The sequence below is a fragment of the Streptococcus australis genome (genome assembly GCF_047463015.1).
GTDB classification, from domain to species: Bacteria; Bacillota; Bacilli; order Lactobacillales; family Streptococcaceae; genus Streptococcus; species Streptococcus australis_F.
Genome location: NZ_JASHER010000006.1, coordinates 14,461 through 27,848, shown reverse-complemented (window position 1 = coordinate 27,848; position 13,388 = coordinate 14,461). Strand labels below are relative to the sequence as shown.

The window sequence follows — 13,388 nt, the reverse complement described above, 5'->3', positions numbered from 1 at the left end:
AAAAAATGATTGAAATCAGGGATTCAATTCTGTATAATAACATACAGAGTTGAATCTTTTTTAATTTTTGTTTTATAAAAATATATTTTTTTATAAAAAAGTATTGACAGATTGAAATTATAGTTTATAATAAAATCATAAGCAAAACATGTTTTGACATTATGATAAAGGAGCCAGTTAGATGAAAGAAAAAGTGGCAGTAGTATTTGGAACGTTTGCCCCCCTTCATCAAGGTCATATTGATTTAATTCAACGGGCAAAACGCCAATGCGACCGCGTTTGTGTGATTGTCTCTGGTTACAAAGGTGACCGAGGAGAAGAAGTTGGCCTTCCTTTGCAGAAACGTTTTCGCTATATTCGAGAAGGTTTTTCAAATGATGAACTCACCCAAATTTATAAATTAGACGAGACAGAACTTCCTCGCTATCCCTTAGGATGGGAGCCTTGGTTGAAAACAGCCTTAGAAACCATTCAATATGATGCTGAGAGAGAAGAGCTCATCTTCTATGTTGGGGAAAAAACGTATCAAGAGGAACTTGAAGCGAGAGGCTTTCAAGCGCACTTACAGGAGCGCCAGTTTGGCATCTCAGGAACCCTTATCCGGGAAAATCCCAGCAAGTATTGGAAATACATTGCGCAACCCTTCCGTCGTCAGTTTACCAAAAAGGTCCTCATTATGGGGAGTGCTAGTAACGGGAAGACGACCTTGGCAAAAGATTTGGCCCGCTTCTATGATGCGCCAGTGAGTTTGGAGTATGCTCGCGAGTACCAGATCAGAAATAATGTACGGGATGATGAGCTGACCCCCAAGGACTATTATTATCTCCTACTCGGACAATACGATCAAACCTCAAAATTAATCGATAGTAGTGCCAATCGTGGACTGGTCATTGCGGATACCAACTCTCTGGTGACCAAGGGCTATTACGACTACTATATGGAAGTAGAAGGCCAAGAGACCAGTGTGATGGATACCTTTGATAACTTATTCGTTAGTATCCTCGCTAAGGAAAAATGGGATCTGATCTTATTTGTCCAACCCATTGGATCCTATGTCAATGATGGTTTCCGTGATATGACCATGGCAGATGATGAAATTCGCAACAGTTTTTCAAATCACCTGGATCACCTCCGCCACCAATATCTCGCAGATATTCCTACAGCCTATCTCGGGCAGGACTACTTGGGGAATTACGAAGAAGCAAAGCGTGTCATCGATACGATTTATCAAGCTGATTAAAGGAGAAGCAGCATGAAACGACTACAAGAAAAAATTCAAACATTCGGGGAGCATTTAAAAAATGTCCATCGAGAAGCTGGCAAACGTGGCTTCGTAGGGATTATGAAACTCCTTTGGAAAGACCTATTTGCAGGTCGCACTCTGACACAATGGCTCTATTTGCTTGCTTTATCTAGCGTGCCCTTTGTCCTAGAGTTTACCAATCAGGAAGCAAGTCACGATTGGTTAGGGCTCTTTGCCTCCTGGACAGGAATCGTTTGTGTGATACTAGTAGCAGAAGGTCGGGCTAGTAACTATCTCTTTGGAGCAGTTAACTCAGCGATTTACCTCGTCCTAGCCTTGAACAAAAACTTCTATGGAGAAGTTCTGACAACCCTGTACTTCTTCGTGATGCAACCAATTGGTCTCTATGTTTGGTTGTCAAATCGGATCAATGACCAGGGGGATGCAGAAGAATCTCACTTTGAGTCCAAGAAATTAACCTTAATGGAATGGATCAAGTATTTGGTTCTAACAGCTCTGATTTGGATCGGGATGGGCTACGCCTATAAAAGCATCCACAGTGCTCGCCCTTTCCGTGATAGTATAACAGATGCGACCAATGGTGTCGGACAGCTTCTCATGACCGGTCTCTATCGCGAACAATGGATTTTCTGGATTGCGACCAACCTCTTCAGTATCTACCTCTGGTGGGGAAAGAGCATCCATATTCAAGGTATGTACTGGGGCTATACCCTTAACAGTCTTGTCGGTTGGTATCAGTGGAGTAAAGCAGTGAAAAAGGAGGTTGCTTAAATGACAGCAACAAGCATTCCGGAAGGGATGAACGAAAAGGAATACTACGAGACGGTCGTCAGCGAGGAAGAATTCCTCCGTTGGTATAAGGAGCAGGATCATCCCACCTATGAAAATCCAAGCGTGACAGCGGATATGGTGGCCTACTGCTTTGTAGAAGGGCGCTTGAAACTCTTGGTGATTCGCCGGAAAACCCACCCTTGTCAGCATCGGGTCGCCTTGGTTGGAGGATTCTTGCAAAAGCACGAAGATGCTATCCAGGCTTGTATCCGTGAAGTCCAGGAAGAAGTTGGACTAGAATTGACCCCTCAAAAGGTCGAGCAACTAATGACAGTTTCTACTCCTGGTCGGGACCCTCGGGGTTGGGTCATTACCATTGCTCACTTGGTTTATTTGCCAGCTGAAGCAGTAGATATAGTCCGAGCTGGAGATGATGCCAAAGAAGTTCTCTTTCTCGATGTGGACTTCAAACATGGGGAATGTTCCCTAGATGGACGTGTCTTGACGGCTGAAGATTTTGCCTTTGACCACTATGAGATTGTCCAAGAATCCATCAAGCGGATCCAAGGGCGCTTGGCCTGGAATCCAACCTTCCTCCATCTCCTAGAAGAGCCTTTCACCGTATACGAAGCAACCGAGTTGGTGAATCTGATCCATCCAGATAAAGAAATTTTGACCAATAATTTCCTTGTGACCTATGGCTCTTACGTTGAAGAAGTGGGGGTTAAGCGGGTACCTAAGAAAAAACCACGCAAGACCTATCGCTGGAAAGAAAGCGAATCTCAAGCGGATCAATAAGATACAAAAACAGCATCAAAAAGTTGATGCTGTCAAATGAAGATAAGTTCTTCTAAAAACTTTCCTTAAGTGAGTACGGACGTCAGCGAACTTCTTCGAAGTTCCATGACTAATTATTGAGCCTAAGGTCTCAATAATTCCGAGTGCCTGAAACATTTGTGTTTCAGGCGCTTTTCTCACAGCGGAAAGTTTTAGATTTACATAACTGACTAAAAAAATAAGTCAGTTTTTTTGAAAAACCAGCTAGCTATTTTATGTTAAAAATAGTTAGTACATATTTTAAACAGCATCAATATTTCGATGCTGTTTTTTTGTCATTAAGCTTTTTCTAATTGAAGAAGTTCTTCAATCTCAGCTAGAGTGCTAGCTTGCGAAATGGCTCCGCGGAGTTTGGCTGCGCCTGAGGTTCCTCGGAGGTAGTGAGGAGCTAAACCACGGAATTCGCGAACGGCAATGTGCTCACCCTTGAGATTGATCAAGCGCTTCAAGTGCTCATAAGCAATCTTCATCTTGTCTTCGAAGGTCAAATCAGGCAGGATTTCTCCTGTTTCAAAGTAGTGATTGATTTGGTTGAAGAGGTAAGGATTGCCCATGGCTGCACGGCCGATCATAACCGCATCGGCACCGACTTCTTCAATCCGTTGCTTGGCGTCTTGAACTGTACGGATGTCACCATTGGCGATAAATGGAATCTTGGTCAGAGCTTGTGCAACCTTGTGAAGGGTCTCAAGATCCGCATGCCCCGTATACATTTGTTCCCGAGTCCGACCATGCATAGCGAGGGCAGATACGCCTGCGGCTTCCGCTGCGAGGGCATTCTCAACTGCTAGAGAAGGGTCCGACCAACCTGTCCGCATTTTAACAGTGAGGGGGATATCCAGGACAGATTGAACCTTATTGATAATGGAATAGATCTTGTCTGGGTCTTTGAGCCACATGGCACCCGCTTCGTTTTTCACGATCTTATTAACTGGGCAGCCCATGTTGATATCCACGATATCAGTTTTGGTATTTTCTTGGATGAATTCTGCCGCGCGTGCTAAGCTGTCTTCATCACTACCAAATAGTTGAATCGATACAGGATTTTCTCCCTCATCGATATGGAGCATATGCAGGGTCTTTTCGTTGTTGTATTGGATCCCCTTGTCAGAGACCATTTCCATGACCACAAGCCCAGCTCCGAGTTCTTTCGCAATGGTTCGGAAGGCTGAGTTGGTCACACCGGCCATAGGTGCTAGGACCGTCCGGTTTGGGATCTCGACGTTCCCAATCATAAAAGGTGTATTAAGATTTGTCACGAATGAGTTCCTCCAAGTCGTTTTCATCAAAGTGGTAGGTTGTCTGACAGAATTGGCAAGTGATTGCAGCTCCATGGTCTTCGTCCTTCATTTCTTGAAGGTCTTTGGCTGGTAAGCTTGCCAGGGCATTCATGAAGCGTTCCTTGCTACAGTCACACTGGAAGCGGATCTCTTCTTCTGAGAGACGTTTGTAAGGATCTTCGCCATAGATGGCAGCAAGAAGGGCTTCAATGTGGTCGTCAGATGCTAAAAGGGTAGAAATGGCTGGCATTTCTTGGATCCGTTTTTCGAAACGGGCAATTTCTTCTTCCTTGGCATTTGGCAAGACCTGAACCAAGAACCCACCGGCTACCTTGACCTTGTCTTCTTCATCAAGTAGGACATTGAGTCCCACTGCAGATGGCGTTTGTTGGCTTTCGGTCAAGTAGTAAGCCAGGTCTTCACCGATTTCTCCAGTGACCAGAGGTGTCATGGAATGATACGGGTTGCCTGTGCCGTAGTCGGTGATGACTAAGAATTCCCCATTTCCGACGAATGGTCCGACCACGACTTCACCAGTCGCTGTTTTCTTGATATCCACCCCAGGATTTTGCACGTAGCCTTTGACGTTTCCTTGAGTATCTGCCACAGTGATGATAGCACCAAGTGAGCTAGTACCGAGGATTTTCACCGTTATCTTGGTGTTTCCCTTTTCATTGGCGGCGAGAATTTGACTTGCGATCAGGGTCCGACCGAGGGCCACAGTTGAGCTTGCTTGTGTCTGATGGTATTCTTGGGCTGCTCGCACGGTCTCTGTACTGTCTAGTACAAAGGCACGGAAGGAGCCACTTTCTGAGATAGTTTTAATAATTTTGTCCATAGCTTCTATTTTAGCATAAAATAGAAAAACAAGCGCGGGCCTGCGCTTGTTTTTGGGGATTAGGAAGAATTTTAAGACCAAAAATAGTATAATAAAACAAAGGAGGCTAGCATGAACCAATCTTTGAAAACGGCAGTCTATGGTTTGGCGGTAGCTGATGCATTAGGGGTTCCGTATGAATTTTTAACCCGAGGCAGTTTTAAAGCGGTTGAGATGGTGGGCTATGGAAGCCAACAGTAACTGGCTGGAACTTGTTCAGATGATACTAGCCTTGTATTCGCGACCTATGATTCTTTTTAGGAAAAAGGGAAGATTTCCTCTGCTATATGCAGGAGAGGTTTGAAATTTGCTTGTTAGAGGATGATTTTACAGCAAATGACTTGCTATTTTAAACTTGTAGGAGGACCATGCTTAATCTTTTTAGGTTATCATCTAAAACTCTACCTCGGTTACAAAACAAAAACGCAGAGACATCTTCTGCGTTTTCTTACTTTATAGGTCCATTTCTGGGAAAAGTTTAGCTAGTATTTTCGGAGTAATGCTTTGTCCCGGCCCCTCAGCACAATAGGTGTGCATATACATAGAAGGATTAAAGTTGAGCTCGATGCAGGTACAGTTGGGATTTTCCTTTGTGGAAATAGCAGAGCTGTCAGGGATGATGAGATCAACGCCACAGGCCCAGGCTCCCATAGCCTTTGCCATGTCCGCAGCGAGTTCCCTATAAGATGGGTGCATGCTGTCTGTGACATCAATCGAGTCTCCGCCAGTAGAAATGTTGGAATTGCGCCGCAAGTCAACCTTGACTCCAGCAGGCAGGATATCATCTGGTCCATAGCCTTGCTGGTCCAGCATGAGCAGTTCAATGTCCCCCAGTTCAATGATTTCAAGCGGTGAACGATGATCTCGGCCCCGCAGAGGATTGTCATTTTTGATGGTAATCAATTCTCTCACGGTATGCTGACCGTCTCCGACGACATTGGCCGCCACTCGCAAGAGGACTGCTTGGCATTGTCCGTCTAAGACAAAGAAGCGGTACTCCGTTCCAGCGATAAATTCCTCCACTAAGACGGCGACATCTTCTGAAAAAGCAATCTCCAGAGCCTTGTGATAAGCTTCCAGGCTAGCTGGCTCTTGGAAGATAGAGATGCCCAGTCCGAAGTTAGTTGACTTGGGTTTGACAACAATTTCTCGGTTCTTAATCAAAGGGTAGTAGGCCAGTCCCTCTTCTAGAGAAGAAAATTCTGCTCCAGCCGGAACGGGAAAGTCAGCTGCTGCCAAAATCTTTTTGGTGACTGTTTTATTGGCCATGGCCAAAGGGATGACATAGTTATCCTTGGAGGTCATATTACCGTTCTTGACATATTCTACATGACTACCATGCCAAAGCTTGAGAAATTGGTCCTTTTCATCTAAAATTTCGACATTTAGCCCCTTTTGAATAGCATCAAAGAGTAGCATCTGGGTGGACAGTTCCATATTTTCGTAGCCTTTGAGGGCATAAGGAGCAGTCCAGGCATAGCGGTGGTATTCTTCTGCTTTTTCTAGACCAAAAGCTGTTAAGGAATCTTGCTGGATATGGGGCAGGAGCTGTCCTGACAGTGTCAGCTGAGGATGTAAGAGAGCCTCTCTCATCTGGTCCAGCAAAGTTTGATAGTAAGTTGGCAGTTCAAAATGCTGGATGAGCCCTTCCATGGCTTGGAGAATGGCTGAGCTGTCTGCCTCATCTGGCAGGGCAGTCAGCGGGTGGCTACAAGCAATTTTCTGGTTCAAATCATGAGCATCTTTTAATACTGCATCAACATTTTCTACATCATCTAGCCAGAGCAGGCCCAGTAAAAAGAGATGGACAGTATCTAAGGTCTCTTGGCTAATGCCCAAATGGTCAAAAGGATTGAGATCGAAGCAGCGGAATTCCAGATAGGTGATACCCTGCTCCAGATAGGCGCGATTGTGCTTCTGTCCACGGAAGCGAACGGCTGAGTAAAATTCTTTTTCAGCACTGAGCTCGCCAGACTGAACGTAGTTGTCAATATCGGTTACATATTGCTCCAAAGAAGTGTAGGACACCTGAATATTCTCGTCATTGACATAGCCATAGTTGCTGTTGCGAAAAGAGCGGATAGGCTGCGGGTATTCCTGACTGTAGAAGCCGGCTTCTGCCAGAGGAGCAGCACCGTAGAGATAGGTTAAGAGCCATCGGAAACGCAGAAAGTTTCGAGCCAGTTTGAGATAGAGGTCATTTTTAAAGTCCTTGAGTAAATGATAGGAGCTGACTTGAAAGAGAGCAGCGACCAGATCTTTCCCTAGCTCCATGTTGTAGTGGATACCAGAGATGGCCTGTAGTTTTTTGCCATATTTTTTCGCTAAACCCTCTCGGTAGTGGCGTTCGTATTCGTTTTCCAGACGGGCGATGATAATATCTTCTTCAGTCAGCTGCGGTGGCATGGACAGAGGCCACAGGCATTCACTCTGGTCAATTGAGCGGCCTGCCACATCGCTGATAGCTCCCAGTAAGCGCCGCGCTTCCTTAGTAGAGTGAGCAATAGGTGTAATTAGTTCCAGTTGTTGTTCGCTGAAGTCTGTTTGGATGATCGGGTGGAAATTGCGGGAACCAAGCTGACTCGGATGAGCAGTTTGAGCTAAGTGTCCATCAGTTGTCACTCGCAGATTTTCCCTCTCCAGACCAAAGGTCGCTTGGAGAATAGGGCTTGATGTATCCAGTTTCTGCAGTAATTGATTAATCGTCATCGTTTCACCGTCCTATGGTAGTTATTTTAGTCTATTACAAACGGAAAAAGAAAGCAAATTTCCGCTACGATTTTACAAAAATTCCGAACTTTTATTTTAAATTAAGTACTAAAATTCAGAAAATACATATTTTGTAAAAATGTAATTCGTCTACATAAGAGAAAAAACAAATGAAATGATGAACCCTCCTTGAAAAATTGTCAAATTTTTCATATAATGAGGTATAAAACATAATCGCAGGTGAGATTCCTGCCTGCTTTTCAAGAAAGGACGAGCTATATAGCTCAGACAAAGATATGACATCAGTAGTTGTTGTAGGAACCCAGTGGGGAGATGAAGGAAAAGGGAAGATTACAGACTTCCTATCAGCCAATGCAGAAGTCATTGCTCGCTACCAAGGTGGGGACAATGCCGGTCACACCATCGTGATTGACGGCAAAAAGTTCAAGTTGCACTTGATTCCTTCTGGTATCTTCTTCCCTGAAAAGATCTCTGTGATTGGAAATGGGGTGGTGGTCAACCCGAAATCATTGGTCAAAGAGTTGGCTTATCTCCATGAAGAAGGGGTATCAACAGACAGCCTTCGCATTTCTGACCGTGCCCATGTCATCCTTCCTTACCACATCGAATTGGACCGTCTCCAAGAAGAGTCTAAAGGGGACAACAAAATCGGAACGACCATCAAAGGGATTGGACCAGCCTATATGGACAAGGCTGCACGTGTAGGAATTCGGATTGCGGATCTTTTGGACCGTGACGTCTTTGCGGAACGCCTTCGCATCAATTTGGAAGAAAAGAACCGTCAATTTACCAAACTCTATGATGCAGAGGCTTTGTCATTTGACGATATCTTCGAAGAATACTATGAATATGGTCAACAAATCAAACAATATGTAACCGATACTTCTGTTATCTTGAACGATGCTTTGGATAACGGCAAGCGCGTGCTCTTTGAAGGAGCCCAAGGGGTTATGTTGGATATCGACCAAGGAACCTATCCATTTGTAACTTCCTCAAACCCTGTTGCAGGTGGGGTGACCATCGGATCAGGTGTCGGCCCAAGTAAGATCGATAAGGTTGTCGGTGTATGTAAAGCCTATACCAGCCGTGTTGGAGATGGCCCATTCCCTACGGAGCTCTTTGATGAAGTGGGTGATCGGATCCGTGAAGTCGGCCATGAGTATGGGACAACAACCGGTCGTCCACGTCGTGTCGGTTGGTTTGACTCAGTTGTCATGCGCCATAGCCGTCGTGTGTCAGGAATTACCAACCTCAGCTTGAACTCCATCGACGTTCTGTCAGGTTTGGATACAGTGAAGATCTGTGTGGCTTACGACTTGGATGGAGAACGCATTGACCACTACCCAGCAAGCTTGGAGCAACTCAAACGTTGCAAACCAATCTATGAAGAATTACCAGGCTGGTCAGAAGACATCACAGGTGTCCGCCACTTGGATGAGCTTCCAGAAAATGCCCGCAATTATGTTCGCCGGATCGGTGAGTTGGTTGGTGTGCGCATTTCAACCTTCTCAGTCGGACCAGATCGTGACCAAACCAATATCCTGGAAAGTGTCTGGTCAAGTAAATAATTCAATAAAAGTTGGGAGTCTCTCTCAACTTTTTTGAGTCTTAAGAATACTTTAAGCCCTGTGGTCTATACTAAGACCATAAACAAAGACCTCCCAACTTTGTTTAGAATCCAAACTTTTTTTCATAATATCTCCCTATAAGAAGTCACCCATTGGTGGCTTTTTTTCTGGCTTCATCATATAATAGAACAAGAACATAAAAAGTAAGTGAGTGTACAAGTGAGAGACTATACCCTAGAAGAGAAAGAAGCTTTTATGCGAGAGGCTTTAAAAGAGGCAGAGATCGCCTTGGCCCATGAGGAAATTCCTATTGGCTGTGTCATTGTCAAAGACGGCGAGATCATTGGACGTGGGCACAACGCGCGAGAAGAATTGCAGCGAGCGGTCATGCATGCGGAGGTAATGGCGATCGAAGAAGCCAATCAGCACGAAGAGAGCTGGCGTTTGCTGGATACCACCCTATTTGTGACCATTGAACCCTGTGTCATGTGCAGTGGTGCCATCGGGCTGGCCCGGATCCCTCAGGTAGTCTACGGTGCGACCAATCAGAAGTTTGGTGGAGCAGGGAGTCTCTACGACATTTTGACAGATGAACGTCTCAATCACCGGGTGGAAGTAGAAACAGGAATCTTGGAAGCAGAATGTGCAGCCATTATGCAGACCTTTTTCCGCCAAGGCCGAGAACGAAAAAAACAAGCCAAGCTCGCAGCCAAGGCCGAAACACAAGAATAAAAACCGGACCTTTGCAAAATCCACAAATTATGATATAATACCTATCGGAGCAACAGTTCTGCGTGAAGCGGGTCAGGGGAGGAATCCAGCAGCCCTAAGCGAAGTGAACTGTGTGCTCTTTTCTATTGCTCTTGATGAGTCAAGTCCAAGGGACGCAGACGAATCTTAGAGCAATGGATGCAGTTTTTCCCGTTAGGGAAAAAGCTGTAAACCTATGATAGCCCTTAGTGAATCAAGTCCAAGGGACGAAGATGAACTTAGGTACATTGACGCAGTTCGAGCAAAGCGAGAACTACGTTCCGATAAATGAACGTAGTGAATCATGCCCGCAAATCGCAGATGAATTTAGAGATATTGATCCTGAGGAGCTTTGCGACGTGAGGGCTATAATTCACTAGCATTATCTCGAAATTCATTAGGGGATTCAAAGAATAATAGCGTAAAAATAGAGCTTCGGAATAGGCTCCTTTTTTTGTCTGTTCCGTTCAAAATAAGGCTCTATATGCAAACGATTGCTATTGCGTCGTTGCTTGATTTGTGAAAATAAAAAAATTAGCAAATGAAAACGTTTTACAGGATGGTTTCCCTTGATTAAATCCCAGTAAAGCGATATCATAGAGAAGAAGAAATTTTGGAGGAATAACATGTCTCATATTAAATTTGACTACTCAAAAGTTTTGGGTAAATTTGTTGCCCCACATGAAGTGGACTACATGCAAGCACAAGTTACAGCAGCAGACGAATTGATCCGTAAAGGAACTGGTGCTGGTAGCGACTTCTTGGGTTGGTTGGACCTTCCTGAAAACTACGACCGCGAAGAATTTGACCGCATCTTGAAAGCTGCTGAGCAAATCAAAGCAGACAGTGATGTTTTGGTCGTTATCGGTATTGGTGGATCATACCTTGGAGCGAAAGCTGCCATTGACTTCTTGAACCACCACTTTGCAAACTTGCAAACAAAAGAAGAACGCAAAGCGCCACAAATCCTTTATGCTGGAAACTCAATCTCATCTACTTACCTTGCTGACTTGGTAGAGTACGTAGCTGACAAAGACTTCTCAGTAAACGTGATTTCTAAATCAGGTACAACAACTGAACCAGCGATTGCTTTCCGTGTCTTCAAAGAACTTTTGGTGAAGAAATACGGACAAGAAGAAGCGAACAAACGGATCTACGCAACAACTGACCGCCAAAAAGGTGCTGTTAAAGTTGAAGCAGATGCCAACGGTTGGGAAACATTTGTGGTTCCAGATGACATCGGTGGACGCTTCTCAGTATTGACAGCAGTTGGATTGCTTCCAATCGCTGCATCAGGTGCAGATATCAAGGCCCTTATGGAAGGTGCGAACGCAGCTCGTAAAGACTACACTTCGGACAAACTTTCAGAAAACGAAGCTTACCAATACGCAGCTGTTCGTAACATCCTTTACCGTAAAGGCTATGCAACTGAAATTTTGGTAAACTACGAGCCATCCCTTCAATACTTCTCAGAATGGTGGAAACAATTGGCTGGTGAGTCAGAAGGGAAAGACCAAAAAGGGATCTACCCAACTTCAGCTAACTTCTCAACAGACTTGCACTCATTGGGTCAATTTATCCAAGAAGGAACTCGTATCATGTTTGAAACAGTTGTCCGCGTTGACAAACCTCGTAAGAACGTGATCATCCCTACTTTGGAAGAAGACCTTGACGGACTTGGATACCTTCAAGGAAAAGATGTTGACTTCGTGAACAAAAAAGCAACTGACGGTGTTCTTCTTGCCCACACAGATGGTGACGTGCCAAACATGTACGTAACTCTTCCTGAGCAAGATGCCTTCACTCTTGGATATACTATCTACTTCTTCGAATTGGCAATCGCCCTTTCAGGTTACTTGAATGCTATCAACCCATTTGACCAACCAGGTGTTGAAGCATACAAACGTAACATGTTTGCCCTTCTTGGAAAACCAGGATTTGAAGAATTGAGCAAAGAACTTAACTCTCGTCTTTAATCAATAGACAAAACGATCTCGCAAGAGGTCGTTTTTTAATCGCTTTCAATATCTCAGAATGAGGTGGAAAAATAGACTGTTTTATGATATAGTAGAACTACTATATTTATACTTTGCACGTCAAACTATGGTCACGAAAAGTGGGGAGAATGACGGGCGCAGGTTGTTAGTAAAGGAGAGATTATGACAACAGAAGACAAGACACCTTTTGGAACACAAGAGGAGAACGTTTCTCAAGAGCCTTTTGGAACACAAGAGGGACAAACTGTTCAAGAACCTTTTGGAGCACAAGAAGAACAAACTGTTCAGCAACCTCTTGAAGCTCAAACTGGTCAAACCGTCCAAGAACCTTTTGGAGCACAAACTGGTCAAACAGCTTATGAGCCATTTGGCGCACCAGGAGCGCAAGCCTTTCAACAGTCTTCTCCAGTAGAAGGACCACAAGCTGGTGGGCAGGGACAATTTTTCCAAAACCAAGCTCCTCAGGTAGAAAACAATCCTTTCTACCAACAAGGGAACCCTCAAGCCTTCCAATCGCAATGGAATGTTCAGCCAAAACCGAAGCGTGGATGGACGAAAATTGTTGTCTTCTCCCTTCTTGCACTCCTTCTTGGTGGCTTGATTGGTGGCGGAGCAGGCTATTTCTGGGGACATTCATCTAAGCCTCAAGCAGATGCTAATCGAACAAAACGCTTAGAACTCGCTAATGAAGAAGCAAAGAAGGTAAAGAACAGCTTCATTACAGAAAAGAAGGAGACTGTTTTCACCTGGACTCTTAAAGACCTTGCTACCTTGAGTTATACCAACAAGGATGGTTATGGGTTGACTGCTGATCAGATTGTTGAAACCTATGGATTGGCTTCCAGTGTAGAGTATGATAAGAATAGCCTTACTCTTTATTGGGATCGCGCAAAGAATGCTGAACATCAGAATGTTTATTTCCGATTTGAAAAAGTTGATGGCAACTATTATTTGAAAACTGTGGAAGCTTTTGATTTAGAAGAATTCTATGCAGACGAAGAAGACGATGAAGATGAAGATACTTCTGCAGATCGTGAGTTGAGTACAAAAGAATTCAAAAATCTGAAAACAGGAGATAAGAAAACTGGTGAAGGTGGAACTTCCCTATCAGAAGTTTTGAAAAAGCATAAATCAAATGTTGTTCGAATTGGAACAGAAACAAAAATGACTGAGGACGGAGAAAAGTATGACTCTACTCGTGTTATTGCAACCGTAAACTTTAAGGTCGGTGACGATTATAAGACATTGCGCTTCTTAGCACAACCAGATGGAGATTTCTTATACATTGGTCCAGAGCGTTATTAATATAGAGGA

11 protein-coding genes and 1 other RNA gene are annotated in these 13,388 nt (G+C 44.3%); 9 read left to right on the top strand and 3 right to left on the bottom strand.

All coding sequences use genetic code 11. The features are described 5' to 3' along the window. Window positions 1-181 precede the first annotated feature (181 nt). Genes QM873_RS06680 through QM873_RS06670 form a run of 3 tightly spaced genes read left to right on the top strand, consistent with a single transcriptional unit; the run spans window position 182 to window position 2,833 of the window. Window positions 182-1,240 carry an AAA family ATPase gene (locus QM873_RS06680; RefSeq protein WP_343093951.1) on the top strand — a complete coding sequence of 353 codons (1,059 nt, stop codon included), beginning with the start codon at window positions 182-184 and terminating at the stop codon, window positions 1,238-1,240. Window positions 1,241-1,252: 12 nt separating this feature from the next. Next, the gene (pnuC, locus tag QM873_RS06675; protein WP_195611745.1) at window positions 1,253-2,035 is read left to right on the top strand and encodes a nicotinamide riboside transporter PnuC; all 783 of its coding nucleotides are present in this window, start codon (window positions 1,253-1,255) and stop codon (window positions 2,033-2,035) included. Continuing rightward, window positions 2,036-2,833 (top strand): NUDIX domain-containing protein, encoded by a 798-nt coding sequence (locus QM873_RS06670; RefSeq protein ID WP_343093950.1) that lies wholly within the window; start codon window positions 2,036-2,038, stop codon window positions 2,831-2,833. Between the two features lie 317 nt (window positions 2,834-3,150). On the opposite strand, the gene dusB is transcribed toward QM873_RS06670, so the two are convergent. Together dusB and hslO are read right to left on the bottom strand one after the other, a co-directional pair. Continuing rightward, on the bottom strand, window positions 3,151-4,131 hold the full coding sequence (gene dusB / locus QM873_RS06665) for a tRNA dihydrouridine synthase DusB (protein ID WP_006595451.1): 981 nt from the start codon (window positions 4,129-4,131) through the stop codon (window positions 3,151-3,153). Further along, on the bottom strand, window positions 4,118-4,990 hold the full coding sequence (gene hslO, locus QM873_RS06660; RefSeq protein WP_049485821.1) for an Hsp33 family molecular chaperone HslO: 873 nt from the start codon (window positions 4,988-4,990) through the stop codon (window positions 4,118-4,120). The genes dusB and hslO overlap by 14 nt, the downstream gene beginning before the upstream one ends. A gap of 111 nt (window positions 4,991-5,101) precedes the next feature. Between hslO and QM873_RS06655 the strand changes: the two genes are divergently transcribed. Further along, window positions 5,102-5,230 carry a hypothetical protein gene (locus QM873_RS06655; protein ID WP_006595453.1) on the top strand — a complete coding sequence of 43 codons (129 nt, stop codon included), beginning with the start codon at window positions 5,102-5,104 and terminating at the stop codon, window positions 5,228-5,230. A gap of 252 nt (window positions 5,231-5,482) precedes the next feature. Here QM873_RS06655 and gshAB read toward each other — a convergent pair whose 3' ends face one another. Further along, window positions 5,483-7,738 (bottom strand): bifunctional glutamate--cysteine ligase GshA/glutathione synthetase GshB, encoded by a 2,256-nt coding sequence (gshAB, locus tag QM873_RS06650; protein WP_414279029.1) that lies wholly within the window; start codon window positions 7,736-7,738, stop codon window positions 5,483-5,485. A 296-nt stretch (window positions 7,739-8,034) separates the two neighbouring features. On the opposite strand from gshAB, the gene QM873_RS06645 reads away from it, so the two are divergent. The 5 genes from QM873_RS06645 (at window position 8,035) to QM873_RS06625 (ending at window position 13,379) form a co-directional block, all read left to right on the top strand. Then, complete coding sequence (locus QM873_RS06645) at window positions 8,035-9,327, top strand: adenylosuccinate synthase (protein WP_070665062.1); 1,293 nt, start codon at window positions 8,035-8,037, stop codon at window positions 9,325-9,327. Between the two features lie 219 nt (window positions 9,328-9,546). Next, window positions 9,547-10,059 (top strand): tRNA adenosine(34) deaminase TadA, encoded by a 513-nt coding sequence (gene tadA, locus QM873_RS06640; RefSeq protein ID WP_049474207.1) that lies wholly within the window; start codon window positions 9,547-9,549, stop codon window positions 10,057-10,059. Between the two features lie 38 nt (window positions 10,060-10,097). Continuing rightward, window positions 10,098-10,193: signal recognition particle sRNA small type (gene ffs / locus QM873_RS06635), an RNA gene on the top strand. 510 nt (window positions 10,194-10,703) lie between these two features. Continuing rightward, window positions 10,704-12,053 (top strand): glucose-6-phosphate isomerase, encoded by a 1,350-nt coding sequence (locus QM873_RS06630; RefSeq protein ID WP_129269852.1) that lies wholly within the window; start codon window positions 10,704-10,706, stop codon window positions 12,051-12,053. A gap of 183 nt (window positions 12,054-12,236) precedes the next feature. After that, complete coding sequence (locus QM873_RS06625) at window positions 12,237-13,379, top strand: hypothetical protein (protein WP_414279028.1); 1,143 nt, start codon at window positions 12,237-12,239, stop codon at window positions 13,377-13,379. The last annotated feature ends 9 nt before the right edge of the window (window positions 13,380-13,388 follow it).

Bases quoted from the DNA above. Each gene is read 5' to 3' on its own strand.
- QM873_RS06680 (WP_343093951.1), top strand. From the start codon at position 182: ATGAAAGAAAAAGTGGCAGTAGTATTTGGAACGTTTGCCCCCCTTCAT.
- pnuC (WP_195611745.1), top strand. From the start codon at position 1,253: ATGAAACGACTACAAGAAAAAATTCAAACATTCGGGGAGCATTTAAAA.
- QM873_RS06670 (WP_343093950.1), top strand. From the start codon at position 2,036: ATGACAGCAACAAGCATTCCGGAAGGGATGAACGAAAAGGAATACTAC.
- hslO (WP_049485821.1), bottom strand. From the start codon at position 4,990: ATGGACAAAATTATTAAAACTATCTCAGAAAGTGGCTCCTTCCGTGCC.
- QM873_RS06655 (WP_006595453.1), top strand. From the start codon at position 5,102: ATGAACCAATCTTTGAAAACGGCAGTCTATGGTTTGGCGGTAGCTGAT.
- gshAB (WP_414279029.1), bottom strand. From the start codon at position 7,738: ATGACGATTAATCAATTACTGCAGAAACTGGATACATCAAGCCCTATT.
- QM873_RS06645 (WP_070665062.1), top strand. From the start codon at position 8,035: ATGACATCAGTAGTTGTTGTAGGAACCCAGTGGGGAGATGAAGGAAAA.
- QM873_RS06630 (WP_129269852.1), top strand. From the start codon at position 10,704: ATGTCTCATATTAAATTTGACTACTCAAAAGTTTTGGGTAAATTTGTT.
- QM873_RS06625 (WP_414279028.1), top strand. From the start codon at position 12,237: ATGACAACAGAAGACAAGACACCTTTTGGAACACAAGAGGAGAACGTT.